Annotated in this window: 15 protein-coding genes; 10 read left to right on the top strand and 5 right to left on the bottom strand. The window is 62.4% G+C overall.

All coding sequences use genetic code 11. From position 1 onward, the window contains the following. Positions 1 to 186: 186 nt before the first annotated feature. The 7 genes from IB238_RS11885 to IB238_RS11855 all read left to right on the top strand — a co-directional run bounded on the left by IB238_RS11885 (position 187) and on the right by IB238_RS11855 (position 7,639). The gene (locus IB238_RS11885) at positions 187 to 1,059 is read left to right on the top strand and encodes a sugar ABC transporter permease (protein ID WP_192246441.1); all 873 of its coding nucleotides are present in this window, start codon (positions 187 to 189) and stop codon (positions 1,057 to 1,059) included. Between the two features lie 4 nt (positions 1,060 to 1,063). Next, positions 1,064 to 1,894 carry a carbohydrate ABC transporter permease gene (locus tag IB238_RS11880; protein ID WP_192246439.1) on the top strand — a complete coding sequence of 277 codons (831 nt, stop codon included), beginning with the start codon at positions 1,064 to 1,066 and terminating at the stop codon, positions 1,892 to 1,894. A 12-nt stretch (positions 1,895 to 1,906) separates the two neighbouring features. Next, positions 1,907 to 2,908 (top strand): ABC transporter ATP-binding protein, encoded by a 1,002-nt coding sequence (locus tag IB238_RS11875; RefSeq protein WP_192246437.1) that lies wholly within the window; start codon positions 1,907 to 1,909, stop codon positions 2,906 to 2,908. Beyond that, positions 2,905 to 3,678, top strand: a complete 774-nt coding sequence (locus IB238_RS11870; protein ID WP_192246435.1) for an L-iditol 2-dehydrogenase — start codon at positions 2,905 to 2,907, stop codon at positions 3,676 to 3,678. Before IB238_RS11875 ends, IB238_RS11870 begins: the two co-directional genes overlap by 4 nt. Positions 3,679 to 3,816: 138 nt before the next feature. Then, entirely contained in the window at positions 3,817 to 5,301 is a 1,485-nt protein-coding gene (locus IB238_RS11865; RefSeq protein ID WP_192246433.1) for a mannitol dehydrogenase family protein, read from the top strand. 63 nt (positions 5,302 to 5,364) lie between these two features. Continuing rightward, entirely contained in the window at positions 5,365 to 6,051 is a 687-nt protein-coding gene (locus IB238_RS11860) for an HAD family hydrolase (RefSeq protein ID WP_192246431.1), read from the top strand. A 4-nt stretch (positions 6,052 to 6,055) separates the two neighbouring features. Beyond that, the gene (locus IB238_RS11855) at positions 6,056 to 7,639 is read left to right on the top strand and encodes an FGGY-family carbohydrate kinase (RefSeq protein ID WP_192246429.1); all 1,584 of its coding nucleotides are present in this window, start codon (positions 6,056 to 6,058) and stop codon (positions 7,637 to 7,639) included. 235 nt (positions 7,640 to 7,874) lie between these two features. Here the strand turns inward: IB238_RS11855 and IB238_RS11850 are convergent, their stop codons facing one another. After that, a complete protein-coding gene (locus IB238_RS11850) occupies positions 7,875 to 8,669 on the bottom strand; it encodes a response regulator (protein ID WP_192246427.1) in 795 nt (264 codons plus the stop codon). A gap of 153 nt (positions 8,670 to 8,822) precedes the next feature. Here IB238_RS11850 and IB238_RS11845 point away from each other — a divergent pair, with 153 nt between their 5' ends. The 3 genes from IB238_RS11845 (at position 8,823) to IB238_RS11835 (ending at position 11,186) form a co-directional block, all read left to right on the top strand. Beyond that, positions 8,823 to 9,014, top strand: coding sequence for a NepR family anti-sigma factor (locus tag IB238_RS11845; RefSeq protein ID WP_348648228.1), 192 nt, complete (start codon positions 8,823 to 8,825; stop codon positions 9,012 to 9,014). A gap of 5 nt (positions 9,015 to 9,019) precedes the next feature. Continuing rightward, the gene (locus tag IB238_RS11840; RefSeq protein ID WP_192247719.1) at positions 9,020 to 9,571 is read left to right on the top strand and encodes an RNA polymerase sigma factor; all 552 of its coding nucleotides are present in this window, start codon (positions 9,020 to 9,022) and stop codon (positions 9,569 to 9,571) included. 115 nt (positions 9,572 to 9,686) lie between these two features. Then, entirely contained in the window at positions 9,687 to 11,186 is a 1,500-nt protein-coding gene (locus tag IB238_RS11835; protein ID WP_192246425.1) for an HWE histidine kinase domain-containing protein, read from the top strand. A 29-nt stretch (positions 11,187 to 11,215) separates the two neighbouring features. On the opposite strand, the gene IB238_RS11830 is transcribed toward IB238_RS11835, so the two are convergent. From IB238_RS11830 to IB238_RS11815, 4 genes are all read right to left on the bottom strand, one after another. Continuing rightward, positions 11,216 to 11,653, bottom strand: coding sequence for a hypothetical protein (locus IB238_RS11830; RefSeq protein WP_192246423.1), 438 nt, complete (start codon positions 11,651 to 11,653; stop codon positions 11,216 to 11,218). 129 nt (positions 11,654 to 11,782) lie between these two features. Next, a complete protein-coding gene (locus IB238_RS11825) occupies positions 11,783 to 12,160 on the bottom strand; it encodes a hypothetical protein (protein WP_192246421.1) in 378 nt (125 codons plus the stop codon). A gap of 100 nt (positions 12,161 to 12,260) precedes the next feature. Then, positions 12,261 to 13,049, bottom strand: coding sequence for a heme ABC transporter ATP-binding protein (locus tag IB238_RS11820; RefSeq protein ID WP_192246419.1), 789 nt, complete (start codon positions 13,047 to 13,049; stop codon positions 12,261 to 12,263). A 32-nt stretch (positions 13,050 to 13,081) separates the two neighbouring features. Further along, positions 13,082 to 14,179 carry an iron ABC transporter permease gene (locus IB238_RS11815; RefSeq protein ID WP_246723644.1) on the bottom strand — a complete coding sequence of 366 codons (1,098 nt, stop codon included), beginning with the start codon at positions 14,177 to 14,179 and terminating at the stop codon, positions 13,082 to 13,084. Position 14,180 lies beyond the last annotated feature (1 nt).

Genomic DNA, 14,180 nt, shown 5'->3' with positions numbered 1-14,180 from the left:
GGTTGGGGTTCCCAGCTCCTTTTCTCCGGGGAAGGGAACCTCTCTGCCGGCGCCGCCGGGACGACTTCCGGGCCCAAGCGGTAAGTGTCCCGAAAAGGTTGCGCCGGCCTTTTTCGTCAACCGTGCCTGCCTCCTTCCGAAGACCTAGTGAAGGAAAGCCGGCGGCCAACCTGATCGGTGAATGCCATGGCAACCCTGCATACCCGAGCCGCCGCCCGCGCCATGATGGCACCTTCGGTGCTGCTCCTGCTCGCCTGGATGGTCGTGCCGTTGGCGATGACGATCTACTTCTCCTTCCTGCGCTACAATCTCCTGATGCCGGGCATGGAAGAGTGGGCGGGCCTGGATAACTACCGGTATTTCCTCACCGATCCCGCATTCTTCCAGGCGATCTTCAACACGCTTGCGATCGTACTCGGCGTTCTCTTCATCACCGTGCTCGGTGGTATCGCATTGGCGATCCTGCTCGACCAGCCGATGTTCGGGCAGGGGATCGTGCGCATCCTGGTGATCGCGCCATTCCTGATCATGCCGACGGTGGCCGCGCTGGTCTGGAAGAATATGTTCATGAACCCGGTGAACGGGCTCTTTGCCTATCTGGCGAAATCGTTGGGCCTTCAGCCGTTCGACTTCCTGAACAACGCGCCGCTGATGTCGATCATCCTGATCGTCGCCTGGCAATGGCTGCCGTTTGCGACGCTGATCCTGCTGACCGCCCTTCAATCCCTCGACGAGGAGCAGAAGGAGGCGGCGCAGATGGATGGCGCGGGTGCCTGGTCGCGCTTCATCTACCTGACGCTGCCGCATCTTTCGCGCGCAATCACCGTTGTGATCCTGATCCAGACGATCTTCCTGCTTTCCGTTTTCGCCGAGATCCTGGTGACCACCAATGGCGGGCCGGGCACGCAGAGCACGAACCTGACCTTCCTCGTCTATGCGCAGGCGCTGCTGCAGTTCGACGTGGGTGGAGCATCCGCCGGCGGCATCATCGCCGTCATCCTCGCCAACATCGTCGCATTCTTCCTGATGCGGATGATCGGCAAGACACTGGAGGCCTGAGACCATGGCGCGCAACGTTTCGACACAGCGCAAGATCGTCAACACGATCGTCGCATGGACAATCGGCATCCTGATCTTTTTCCCAATCTTCTGGACGATCCTGACGAGCTTCAAGACGGAGGCCGAGGCGATCGCTTCTCCCCCGTCGCTTCTGTTCTTCGACTGGACATTCGAGAACTACCACGAGGTCCAGGAGCGATCCGACTACTTCAAGCACTTCATGAACTCGGTGGTGATCTCATTCGGCTCGACCCTGCTCGGGCTGATCATCGCGATCCCGGCCGCTTGGGCGATGGCCTTTTCACCAACGCCGAAGACCAAGGACGTGCTGATGTGGATGCTCTCCACCAAGATGATGCCGGCGGTCGGTGTGCTGGTGCCGATGTATCTGCTCTTCCGCAACACCGGCCTGCTCGACACGCGCATCGGCCTCGTCATGATCCTGACGCTGATCAACCTGCCGATCATCATCTGGATGCTCTACACCTACTTCAAGGAGATTCCCGGCGAGATCCTTGAAGCGGCGCGCATGGACGGCGCTTCGCTCGCCAAGGAAATCCTCTATGTTTTGACGCCGATGGCGATCCCCGGGATCGCTTCAACTGTGCTCCTCAACATCATCCTCGCCTGGAACGAGGCGTTCTGGACGCTGAACCTGACGGCTTCCAAGGCGGCGCCGCTCACGACCTTCATCGCCTCCTATTCGAGCCCGGAGGGACTTTTCTACGCCAAGCTCTCGGCCGCCTCCACCATGGCGATCGCCCCGATCCTCATTCTCGGCTGGTTCTCGCAGAAACAGCTGGTCCGCGGCCTCACCTTCGGCGCAGTCAAATAGGGAACAACAACAATGGGAAGCATAACGCTCAAGAATGTGTCGAAGGTTTTTGGAGCCCACACCGTCATCCCCTCCATCGACCTCGATATCGAGAACGGCGAGTTTGTCGTCTTCGTCGGCCCCTCAGGCTGCGGCAAGTCAACGCTCTTGCGGCTGATAGCCGGACTTGAGGATGTCTCCGGCGGACAGATCGTCATCGACGGCAAGGATGCCACCGAGCTTCCACCAGCCAAGCGCCGCCTGTCGATGGTGTTCCAGTCCTACGCGCTCTATCCGCATATGAGCGTGCGATCGAACATCGCCTTTCCCCTGAAAATGGCAGGTGAGGTGAAGAGTGCGATCGACCGGAAGGTGGCAGATGCCGCCCGCGTCCTGAACCTCACCGACTACCTCGACCGTAAGCCACGACAGCTGTCGGGCGGCCAGCGCCAGCGCGTGGCGATCGGCCGCGCGATCGTGCGCCAGCCGGCGGCGTTCCTGTTCGACGAGCCGCTGTCGAACCTCGACGCGGCGCTGCGCGTCAACATGCGGCTTGAGATCAGCCAGCTGCACCAGCAACTGAAGACGACGATGATCTACGTGACGCACGACCAGGTCGAGGCCATGACCATGGCCGACAAGATCGTCGTGCTCAACAAGGGCAATGTGGAGCAGGTCGGCTCGCCTCTGGAACTCTACCGCCGGCCCGCCAACCTCTTCGTTGCCGGCTTCATCGGCTCGCCCAAGATGAATTTCATCGGGGGCGAGATCGCCAGAGCGCATGGTGCCCACACGATCGGCGTGCGGCCGGAGCACATCGACCTTTCGACGTCCGCCGGCGCGTGGCGCGGAACGGTGGGGGTCGCCGAGCATCTCGGCTCCGACACTTTCCTGCACGTCGCGGTCGATGGTGTCGGCACGCTGACGGCGCGCGTCGGCGGCGACTTCCCCGTCAGGCACGGCGACCAGGTGTATCTCAGCCCGCAGGAGGGGCGCGTCCACCGCTTCAACGACGAAGGGCTCGCAATCAGATGAAGAGACTGGACGGAAAGAGCGCCCTGATCACCGGTTCGGCACGGGGGATCGGACGTGCGTTCGCCGAGGCCTATGTGCGCGAGGGCGCGCGCGTGGCAATTGCCGACATCAACGTCGAGCGCGCCCGGCAGACTGCAATCGAAATCGGCCCGGCGGCCTACGCGGTCGAGATGGACGTGACGAACCAGCGCTCGATCGAGGCGGCCATCGGCATTTGCGTGAAAGAGGCGGGCGGCATCGACATTCTGATCAACAACGCCGCCTTGTTCGACTTGGCACCGATCGTCGAAATTACCCGTGAAAGCTACGAACGGCTGTTTGCCATCAATGTGAGCGGCACGCTCTTCACGCTGCAGGCTGTGGCCAGGCAGATGATTGCACAGGGGCGCGGCGGCAAGATCATCAACATGGCCAGCCAAGCGGGGCGTCGGGGCGAGGCGCTCGTCGCCGTCTATTGCGCCACCAAGGCGGCCGTCATCAGCCTCACCCAGTCGGCAGGCCTGGACCTCATCAAGCACCGCATCAACGTCAACGCGATCGCGCCCGGCGTCGTAGACGGTGAGCACTGGGACGGGGTCGACGCGCTCTTTGCCAAGTACGAGAACCGGCCGGTCGGCGAGAAAAAACGGCTGGTCGGGCAGGAGGTGCCGTTTGGGCGAATGGGCACGGCCGAGGATCTGACCGGCATGGCGATCTTCCTCGCTTCTGCCGAAAGCGACTACGTCGTCGCCCAGACCTACAACGTCGACGGCGGCAACTGGATGAGTTGAGGCTGGACTGCGGGTTCAAGCTCGCAGGAGCCAATCGAAATGGAATGTAATTAGGCGCGCCGGAGTCGTGGCTGGCACCGCAATCTGCCTGCATGGACCGGAAGTGGCTTTCCCGCTTGTGCCCGGAAGGAAGAGATCATGACGACCAAACTGTCACTGGCCAACCTGGAACTGGTGGAGAAGACCGCGGGCGTGCCGTCCTATCCCCGATCCGCGCTCACGGCGGGGATTGTCCATTTCGGCGTCGGTAATTTCCATCGGGCGCACCAGGCGGTCTATCTCGACGCTCTGTTCAATGCCGGTCAGGACCACGACTGGGCCATCATCGGGGCGGGCGTGCTGCCTTCCGACGATACGATGCGGGCCAAGCTCGAAAGCCAGGATTTTTTGACGACGGTGGTCGAGCAAGACAACAACCGCACTGGCGCGCATGTGACTGGCGCGATGATCGACTATCTCAAGCCCGGCGACGTGGCGGCAACAGTTGCCCAGCTTGCCGATCCCGCCATCCGCATCGTCTCGCTGACGATCACCGAGGGCGGATACTTCATCGATCCTGCCTCCGGCGTCTTCAATCCGGCTCATCCCGCTATTGAGGCCGATGGGGCGAATCCGGACGATCCGAAGACCGTATTCGGGCTGATCCTCGCGGGGTTGAAGGCACGAAACGGCAAGGGCATTGCGCCGTTCACGGTGATGTCTTGCGACAACATACCCGGCAATGGCGAGGTGACGCATGCTGCGGTTTCCGGTCTGGCACGGCTGTCAGATACGGCTTTTGCCGACTGGATCGATGCCAATGTCGCGTTCCCGAACGGCATGGTGGACCGTATCACGCCGGCGACGGGGCCGCGGGAGATTGGCATCGTTGCCGAGGAATACGGTATCGAGGATCAATGGCCGGTGTTCTGCGAGGCGTTCAAGCAGTGGGTGCTGGAGGACAAGTTTCCGCTCGGACGGCCTGCGCTGGAGACGGTCGGCGTCCAGTTCGTGCCCGACGTGGCGCCCTACGAGCACATGAAGATCCGCATCCTCAACGGTGGCCACGCGGCGATCGCCTATCCCGCCGCACTGCTCGACATCCATTTTGTGCACGAGGCGATGGAGGATGCCTACATCCGCGCCTTCCTCGCGAAGCTCGAGCGCGAGGAAATCATCCCGGTGATCCCGCCGGTGCCGGACACCGATCTCGGAGAGTATTTTCAGCTCATCGAAAAGCGCTTTTCTAACCCGAAAATCGGCGACACGATCCCGCGCCTGGCCCAGGACGGTTCGAACCGGCAGCCGAAGTTCATCCTGCCGTCCACGGCCGACCGGCTGCGGCGCGGCGAGGACGTCATCGGGCTCTCGCTCGTCTCCGCGCTCTGGTGTCGCTACTTCGCCGGGATGTCCGACAGCGGCAAGAACATTGTGTTCAATGATGCCAGCGCCGACCGGCTGCACGCCGCCGCCGTGAGGGCCAAGGAGGATCCGGCTGCCTTCCTTGCTCTTTCCGACATTTTCGGGGAGGTTGCGGCCTCCGATCTGTTCCGGCGGCGATTCGCCAAGGCCTTGAGAACGCTGTGGGAAAAAGGAACGCGTGCGACGCTCAGGCTCTACCTCGGAGATCGGTTGGCGGACTGAGGACAGAACCCGTCTGGACGAGGCACGCGCCGTTTTGGCGGCCAAACGGCTTGGAATGAAAGAATGGCGGCAGGCCCGATCGAACTGGTAATCTTTGACTGCGACGGCGTGCTGGTCGACAGCGAGCCAATCTCGCTCGCGGTCCTGGTCGAAGCGTTGGATAGCGCGGGTGTCAGCATGGACGAGGATGAGGCCGCCGACCGGTTTCTCGGCAAGAGCCTCAAGAGCATGTCGGACATCCTGCATGAGGACTTTGGTCTCGCCATTGACGACCACTTCCTGGAGAACATGCGCAAGTCGCTCTATTTGCGCTTTCGCACGGAATTGCAGCCGATCGGCGGCGTCCGGGTGGCTATCCAGGGCCTGCCGGTACCCTTTTGCGTCGCCTCATCGAGCCAGCCGGAGCGGATCCGCCTGTCGCTGGCAGTGACCGGCCTGCTCGATCAATTCGAGCCGAATATCTTCAGCGCCTCGATGGTTCAGCGCGGAAAGCCGGCACCGGACCTGTTTCTCCATGCGTGTGCCGAAATGGGTATTGCGCCGTCCGCCTGCGTGGTGATCGAGGACAGTCCGGCCGGCGTGATGGCCGCGAAGGCCGCCGGCATGCGGGTCTTCGCCTTTGCGGGCGGGTCGCATGCGCGCAGCGAACGTCATCGCCAATCACTCTCCCGCCTGCAACCCGATGTCCTGTTTGACGACATGGGTGATTTGCTCCAGTTTGTTCGAAAAGAACAGCCGACGGGAACATGATTTCATGCGCGATCTGATCGTGGCGGTCGACATCGGGACCGGAAGCGCCCGCGCGGGCGTGTTCGATCGAAGCGGCGCGATGCTGGCGCGGGCCGAGCACCCGATTGCGATGAACCGGCCATGCGAAAATCATGCGGAACACGATTCGGAGGATATCTGGCGCGCCGTCTGCACCGCGGTGAGAGCTGCGCGCGAGACGGCCGGCGTCGACGCGAGCCGGGTTGCTGCTCTCGGTTTCGACGCCACCTGTTCTCTCGTCGTGCGCGATCGTAATACCTTGCCGCTGGCAGTGTCAGGCGGCGCTGATCCGCGCTGGGACACGATCGTCTGGCTGGACCATCGCGCGCTGGCTGAGGCCGATCTCTGCACTGCAACCGGTCATCCGGTGCTCGACCATTCCGGCAAGGTGATGTCGCCGGAAATGGAAATGCCTAAGCTGATGTGGCTGAAGCGGCATCAGCCGGAGCAGTGGGCGCGGGCCGGCTATTTCTTCGATCTTGCCGACTTCATGACATGGAAGGCGACGGGATCGCTTGCCCGTTCACGCTGCACGATAACCGCCAAATGGAACTATCTAGCGCACGAGAAGGAAGGCTGGTGCGGCGATTTTCTGGAAGCGATCGGACTTGCGGACTTGCGCGAACGCGGCTCGCTGCCCAGGGACACGCTGCCGGTTGGCGCGCCTGTCGGTCGCCTGACGCAGGCAGCGGCCACCGATCTTGATCTCGACACCGACTGTGCAGTCGGGGCAGGCATGATCGATGCCTATGCCGGCGCGCTCGGCGTGCTCGGCGAGTTTGCCGGTGATGCGGCGCGGCTGGAGCGGCAACTGGCGCTCATCGGCGGAACGTCGAGCTGTGTCGCGGCCTTCTCGCGGGAGAAGAAATTCGGCTATGGCATGTGGGGACCGTACTACGAAGTGGTTCTGCCCGGGCATTGGCTCGTCGAGGGCGGCCAGTCGGCGACCGGCGCGCTCCTTGATCACATCGTCCGCCTGCACAGCGCCGGTGGTGACCCAATTTCGGCAACCCATCAGCGCGTCATCACCCGCATCCGGGAATTGCGGGCGCTGGAGGGCGATGATTTCGCTGCGCGACTGCACGTCCTGCCGGACTTCCACGGCAACCGCTCGCCTTTGGCCGATCCGCACGGGCTCGGGGTGATCAGCGGACTATCGCTGGATGCCACCTTTGACGGACTGTGCAGGCTGTACTGGAAGACCTGCGTCGCCATCGTGGTTGGCATTCGACATGTCATCGACAAGCTTGGGGAGTGCGGATACGCATTCGAGACATTGCACGTGACCGGCGGTCATCTGCATAATCCGCTCTTGATGGAACTCTATCGGGACGTGACCGGACGCAAGGTTGTCGTGCCGAAGACGAACGATGCCGTGTTGCTTGGCACGGCAATGGGAGCATCCGTCGCGGGCGGTCTTCATGCGGACCTGGCTTCGGCGGGGGGGGGTATGTATCCAGGCGGGACCGAGTACCTGCCGGATCCGGGCAAGCGTGATCACTACGATCGCGAGTATCGGCGCTTCCTGGCGATGTACCGGCATCGTGAGGAGTTGGACCGGATTACCTGACTGCCGGAAGATTACTTGCTTTGGCCGGAACCTTTTTGACCTGATGACGTTTCAGATTTCGTCACCGGCAACGCATTGCCCCCAATGCGAGACCCTCATACCGGTGAGTAGAACCGCGCGCCGTGTCCCCTCCGGCTCGCGGGAAAATCAGACAGCCAGTGCTCCCAGCACTGGCTGTTTTTCTTTTCTTGGGGGCGGCTACGCGAGTATCGCGCAGCCCAATGATCGATTGCTTTTATGCAGCGACCTGTTCTGAATGGCTCATCAGTAATGCCTGGTTGATCAGTACCTTGACCGTTTCCGGCTGGAAGGGCTTGCTCACCAGGTAGGCCGGTTCCGGACGTTCGCCGGTCAGCAGCTTTTCGGGATAGGCCGTAATGAAGATGACCGGTAGTTCGGCGCGCGACAGAATGGAACTGACCGCATCGATGCCGGAGCTGCCGTCGGCGAGCTTGACGTCAGCGAGGATCAGGCCAGGCCGGGTGTCGCTCCATAGCTTTTCCGCTTCGGCCTGGGTGCGGGCAATGCCGGTGACGTGGTGGCCCATCTCGTTGATCATGCCGGCCAGGTCGAGTGCGATCAGCGGCTCATCCTCGATGATCATAATGCCGGTCTCCGCCTGTGCCGCGATTTCGCGGAATGCGATGTCCAGCAATTCGCAGACGTTTGCCTCGTCGGTCTCGAGGATGTCGGCGGTCTGCGTCGTCGGGAAACCCTCCATCGTCACCAGCAGCAAGGCCTGGCGAACGCGTGGCGGCACGGTTCCCAGGTCGAACGGCGCCACCGCGCCAGGTTGGATCGAAACGCTGTCGCTGACGGAAACGGGCAGAGAGGAAATCATCCGCGATAACAAGCGGAAAAGGTACAAACGATCATCTTCATTGCAGACACCGAAGTTCCCCGGGTCCATCAGGATCGCTTCCAGGGTGGCAGCGACATATGCATCCCCCGAGGCCTGGGCGCCCGTGAGTGCCCGCGCGTAGCGGCGAAGGCTGGGAAGATGTGGCAAGATACGGTTGGAAATCGGCATGGAACGCTCCCCCGATGCGAAATGAGTGAAACTTCGTTGAAGCGTGAACGTCACCGGCTTTTTTTGGTTCCATCAGCCGGAACCTTTTTAGCAGCCGCGCATTTGAGGTCCTGAATTGGCAGATTATCGTCAGGTGTTTTGAAAGTTGATGATGTGACACAGCAATTGCGACCAGGTTTGCCGGCAACGCCGGAGGGGGCTGAAGCTCAGATCGCGCGCAAACTGCGCTCGTACTATCTCTCCGTACAAGACGAGCCGATACCAGCGAGATTTCTCGAACTCATCGAGAAGCTCGACGCCGTCGAACAGCAGAGCGAATTGCAGATGGGGGGTGGAGACCGGTGAGCGACATGGAACGGGCCACCAATTTCAAGCGCGAGTTGCTCTCGAACCTGCCGAGCCTCAGAGCCTTCGCAATTTCGCTCGTCGGCCGTCATCACGAGGCGGACGATCTCGTGCAGGACACGATTGTGAAGGCCTGGGCCAAGCAGCACCAGTTTGAAATGGGCACGAACATGAAGGCCTGGCTGTTCACGATCTTGCGCAATGAACTCTATAGCAAGCTGCGAAAGCGCGGACGTGAGGTGCAGGACAGCGATGGTTTGTTGACGGAAAACCTGGCCCAGCATCCTGCGCAATACGGGGCGCTGGACATGCAAGACTTCCAGAATGCCCTGGCGCAATTGCCCGACGAGCAGCGGGAGGCGATTGTTCTCGTCGGTGCCTCAGGCCTGTCTTATGAGGAGGCGGCGGAAATCAGCGGTTGTGCGCTCGGCACGATCAAGAGCCGCGTGAACCGGGCGCGGCAGAAGCTGCAGGAAATCCTGCAGATAACCGATGAAGGTGAATATGGACCGGATGCGATTTCCGCGCCGCTGACGTCGCGGGCTTTTGTATCCTAGAGTGCAGAGCGCTGGGCCATAGGCGAGTGGGGACAATGAACTGGAATAGACAAATTCTGGCACGCGCGGGGGGCGGGCAAACGGTGCCGGACGATATCAGTGCAAGGGGGGCGCTATGAACAGCAACCGCCCTTCATCGCTCGTTGCCGCTGCGCTTGCTTCGCCGGAGCGTCTTGCCGCTGTGGAAGCGACGCTGCCAGCCTATGCTGGGCCGGATGCGGAATTTACCGGTATTGCCGATCTCGCCGCCGGGCTGTTTTCCGCGCCCATCGCCGTGGTAAGCCTGATCGGCGGCACCACCCAATGGTTTCTCGCGCGCAAGGGGACTGCGGAGGTCAGCGCAAGTGCGCAGGATTGCTTCTGTGCGCGACTGCTGACGGAGACAGGCGCTCCGCTGGTCATTGGGGACGCGTTGCAGGACGAGCGGTTCTCGAAGTTGCCGAGCGTCACCGGCGGGCCGCACCTCCGCTTCTATGCTGGCGCGCCAATCATGCATATCGGTCAGACGATCGGCAGTGTTTGTGTCCTTGACGTCGCTCCCCGCGATTTCGTGTCGGATGAGGTTCTCCTGCATCTCCAGCAGCTTGCGAAACTTGCCGGGTCGCTTCTCCTGCTCAAAGAGGAGGCGCGGCGCCGTGCAATCGCCAATACGGCCATTGCGCGGGAGGAGCAGCGACAGGCGTCCGCGCTGGACGCGGCCAATGTCGGAAGCTGGTTGTGGAACATCCAGACAGGAGCCGTCGTCGGCAACCCACCGCTCGTGCGCATGCTGGATCTGAAGTCGGGCGCGGCACTGAACGCTCGCAGGATCTTCTCGGCTATACACGTGACCGACCGGAAAGCGACGATCGGAAAATTGCGGGAGGCGTTGAAGACCGGTGCCGAATATGACGGGATATTTCGCGCAGGCGCGACGGGACGCTGGCTGCTCGGGCGAGGGCGCGTCCATGAATGGGACAGTGAAGGGCGGCCCCTGATGTTTCTTGGCATCACCCTGGATGTCACTGAGGGGCAAATCGCCTCCGAACGGATGCGCCTGCTGCTGCGCGAGCTAAATCATCGCGTCAAGAACACGCTTGCGATGTTGCAGTCGCTTGCACGCCAGACGCTTCGGCAGACGAACGATCCGGCGGCTTTCATGGAGGCCTTTGCCGGGCGCCTGCAGGCGATTTCCGAGGCCCACGGGCTGTTGAGCGATCACGAGTGGGGCGGCATTCGCCTGACGCCGCTGCTGCGGGCGCAGATCAGACCGTATGCCGACGACTTCGAAGCACAGGTGGAAATCCACAAAGACGAGGTGCACCTGGGACCGGACCAGGCCATCGGGCTGGGACTGGTATTGCACGAGCTTGCGTCAAACGCCCGAAAATATGGTGCTCTGTCGGCATCCGGGGGCAAGCTCGTGATTACGGCCCGTGTCGTGCAGGAGGAAGGCAAGCCGGTGCTGCACATGACCTGGCACGAGGTCGGCGGGCCGCCGGTCACACCGCCGAAGCGGCACGGCTTCGGCGTCGTGCTGATCGAACGCAGCTTGGACAAGGTGCTGGGCAGCAGCGTGCATCTGGAATTCCTGCAGAGCGGACTTACCGCGCTGGTTCGGCTTCCGCTCGACTAGCCTAACGAGAGTATGTTGCTTGCAGGTAGTTAGTCGTCCCGGCGTCTGCGGCGGGTCCTGGGCCTGAGAAAGAGCGCCAGGGCGAGGCCCAGCGCAGCAGTTGCCAGCGGCTGGCGTGCGGCGGTCCCAGCTGCGAGTGCTGCGAGTTCACGGCGGGCCCGCATCTGCTGCCGACGGCGGCGGCGCAATTCAGCCTCGCGCTTGTTGAGATAAACCAGAATGGCGATCAGCACGAGTGCAACGGTGGCCACGCTGCCAGCGAGCCCAAGGAGGGCAGGGACGGTTCCATAGGAATTCCCAAGCGTCACGCACAAGGCGGTGACCGCCAGCACATAGGCGGTGAGCAGCAACAGCCCCGCGATCCCAACGAAAATCGCGTTGCGCTTTGACCGTGCCACAGTCTCTTCGATCCGGTCCTCGACGTTGTAAAGCAGGTTCCTGGCGAGGGCCGCTACGATCGAATGCATGAAATTGGCGCTCCCGTTCTCGTTTTCATCGCGCGCACAAACTTGCCGCTGACCATTCACCGAAAGAGGCCGAAGTCTGTTGCCTCCGGCCCCGTGGTCCTGGTCCGCCCCGCAAAGCCGTGGAAATGTTCAGCGCCGCAGAATGGCAGCGATGACGAAGCCGGCAAGTGCTGCGACACCGACCGTTGCGAGCGGGTGTTCGCGTACCGTCCTGCGCACCTCGTGGCTTGCGTCCCGATACTTGCCCGAGAGTTCTGCGAGAATTTCCTCCCCGCTGGCGATCAGTTCGTCGAGATCTGCGGCGGCATCGTCGCGGGCTTCTTCTGCTCTCCTGCGGAATGCGGAAAAGCGCCCGCGTGCATCGTCCGCGCCATCGGTTACGTCGCGAGCAACGGCCTTGGCGAGCGCCGAAATCTGCTCGCGTAGTTCGGCAATCTGGTCTTCGATGCTTTCGGCAGCTTCGGAAGCGGTGCGGTCCTTGCCGCGTGAGAACATTCCGGATGCCATTCGATTTCTCCTTGTCCGTTCTTTACGCAAAACCATCGCTGTGGAGCGCACAACGCAAACGGCACGACATAGTTCCACCTGTGCGCGCAGGCGAAGTCCATCAGCCGATGGCAGTCTGGGGCAGAATGAACGGAGTTCCCGCTTCAGGCAAGCCGCTGACGCGCATTCTGCAACCAAAGACGTCTTCCATGGTTTCATCTGTGAGAACGTCGGCGGGAGCGCCCGCGACCACGGCACGGCCCTTCCTCATCATGATCATCTGGTCGGCGAACATCGCCGTCAGGTTGAGGTCGTGCATCACGGCGATCACGCCGCCACCTTGCTCGCAATAGCTGCGGGCAAGGCGCATGATGGCCAGCTGGTGGCGGATGTCGAGGCTGGAGACTGGCTCGTCGAGCATGAGGAAGCAGGGTTCTCCGTCCAGGACCGGCTCCCATATTTGTGTCAGTACTCTGGCAAGCTGGACGCGCTGCTGCTCGCCGCCGGATAGCTCCTGATAGAAGCGCCCCTCGAAACCGGAGAGATCGACGGCGGCAAGGGCCTGAGCGGCGATCGCTGCGGCGCGCTCGGCGTGGCGGTTTGGTCCCCTCGAGAGGCCCATGCGTACGATCTCGCGCACGGTAAACGGAAAGGCGATGGTGGTTGCCTGCGGCAGTACGGCACGCCGCGTCGCCAGCTGCCAGGGCACGAGTTTCCGCATGTCGCGACCGTTGAGGGTCAGATCGCCGGTGCTTGCGATTTCTCCAGCGATCGCCTTCATCGTTGTCGTCTTGCCGCTGCCGTTCGGGCCGACGATCGCTGTTAATTGGCCGGCCCTGGCCTCCAGCGAAAGATCGTCGACGATCAGTTTGCCGGCAAGATGGATGGAAAGGTTTCTGGCGCGGATCATGACGGTTCCAAACGTTGTTCCCGGACTGTTTTTTACAGCCCGGCGGAGGCGCGGCCGCGTAGCAGCACCCAAAGGAAGAATGGCGCGCCGGCAAGAGCTGTGATGATACCGATCGGAAGCTCGGCGGGAGCAACGATGGTCCGTGCCACCATGTCGGCGGCCAGCATCAGGATGCCGCCGAGCAGGGCTGACGCCGGCAGCAGGTAGCGGTGATCTGGCCCGATCATCATGCGCAGGATATGCGGCACGACGATGCCAACGAAGGCGATGCCGCCGCTTACGGCCACAGACGCGCCGACCGCACCGGCCACGCTGACAATGGCAATGTTCTTCAGCTTCTGCACCTTTACGCCCATGTGGAAGGCCGCTGCCTCGCCGAGCGTGATCGCGTTCAGGCCGCGCGCGAGGAACGGCAACACCGTCAACGAAACCAGGATGATTGGTCCCGCCGTCAAAACCTTTGCCCAGGTCGCGCCCGCGAGCGAGCCGAGGTTCCAGAAGGTGACGTCACGCAGTTGCTTGTCGTCGGCCACGTAAATCAGGATGCCGGTGACGGCGCCGGCCAGTGCGGCGATCGCAATCCCGGCGAGCAGCATCGTCGCGACAGAGGTCTGGCCGTGGCGCGTCGCGATCCGGTAGAGCAGCAGCGTTGTCATCAGGCCTCCGAGAAAGGCGGCAAGCGGCAGCGCAAAGGCGCCGAAGAAGCCGAGCAGGACGGTCGGCAAGAGCCCGCCAAGCACGATCATCAAAACCGCGCCGAGGGCGGCACCCGATGAAATGCCGATCAGACCCGGGTCGGCCAGCGGATTGCGGAACAGGCCCTGCATCACTGCGCCCGAAACGGCCAGCGCTGCTCCGATCAGCAGGCCGAGAAGAGCGCGAGGCAGACGGATGTCGAAGACGATGATCCGGTTACGGGCGCTGAGCAGCGTTGACGGTTCGCCACGGATCAGCGAGGCGACGACGTCGAACGCCGAGGCATTGGACGCGCCGGTCGCCGTCGATGCGAGAAGCGCGAGAACCGTCACGATTGCCAGCACGGCAATGACCAGCCGAGCGAGACCGGCGCGGTCACCCTCGGCCAAGCCCCGCAGGCTGCCGAGGATGCCGTGTCGCGTGCCGGCCCGCATG

It is taken from the genome of Rhizobium sp. ARZ01 (assembly GCF_014851675.1).
Classification (GTDB): Bacteria; Pseudomonadota; Alphaproteobacteria; order Rhizobiales; family Rhizobiaceae; genus Mycoplana.
This window is presented reverse-complemented; position numbering and strand designations above follow the sequence as displayed.

Coding starts and splice junctions, on each gene's coding strand:
- IB238_RS11850 (WP_192246427.1), bottom strand. CDS start 8,669: ATGCCGATTTCCAACCGTATCTTGCCACATCTTCCCAGCCTTCGCCGC.
- IB238_RS11835 (WP_192246425.1), top strand. CDS start 9,687: ATGAACAGCAACCGCCCTTCATCGCTCGTTGCCGCTGCGCTTGCTTCG.
- IB238_RS11860 (WP_192246431.1), top strand. CDS start 5,365: ATGGCGGCAGGCCCGATCGAACTGGTAATCTTTGACTGCGACGGCGTG.
- IB238_RS11820 (WP_192246419.1), bottom strand. CDS start 13,049: ATGATCCGCGCCAGAAACCTTTCCATCCATCTTGCCGGCAAACTGATC.
- IB238_RS11830 (WP_192246423.1), bottom strand. CDS start 11,653: ATGCATTCGATCGTAGCGGCCCTCGCCAGGAACCTGCTTTACAACGTC.
- IB238_RS11870 (WP_192246435.1), top strand. CDS start 2,905: ATGAAGAGACTGGACGGAAAGAGCGCCCTGATCACCGGTTCGGCACGG.
- IB238_RS11855 (WP_192246429.1), top strand. CDS start 6,056: ATGCGCGATCTGATCGTGGCGGTCGACATCGGGACCGGAAGCGCCCGC.
- IB238_RS11840 (WP_192247719.1), top strand. CDS start 9,020: ATGGAACGGGCCACCAATTTCAAGCGCGAGTTGCTCTCGAACCTGCCG.
- IB238_RS11825 (WP_192246421.1), bottom strand. CDS start 12,160: ATGGCATCCGGAATGTTCTCACGCGGCAAGGACCGCACCGCTTCCGAA.
- IB238_RS11815 (WP_246723644.1), bottom strand. CDS start 14,179: ATGCGGGCCGGCACGCGACACGGCATCCTCGGCAGCCTGCGGGGCTTG.
- IB238_RS11875 (WP_192246437.1), top strand. CDS start 1,907: ATGGGAAGCATAACGCTCAAGAATGTGTCGAAGGTTTTTGGAGCCCAC.
- IB238_RS11865 (WP_192246433.1), top strand. CDS start 3,817: ATGACGACCAAACTGTCACTGGCCAACCTGGAACTGGTGGAGAAGACC.
- IB238_RS11880 (WP_192246439.1), top strand. CDS start 1,064: ATGGCGCGCAACGTTTCGACACAGCGCAAGATCGTCAACACGATCGTC.
- IB238_RS11885 (WP_192246441.1), top strand. CDS start 187: ATGGCAACCCTGCATACCCGAGCCGCCGCCCGCGCCATGATGGCACCT.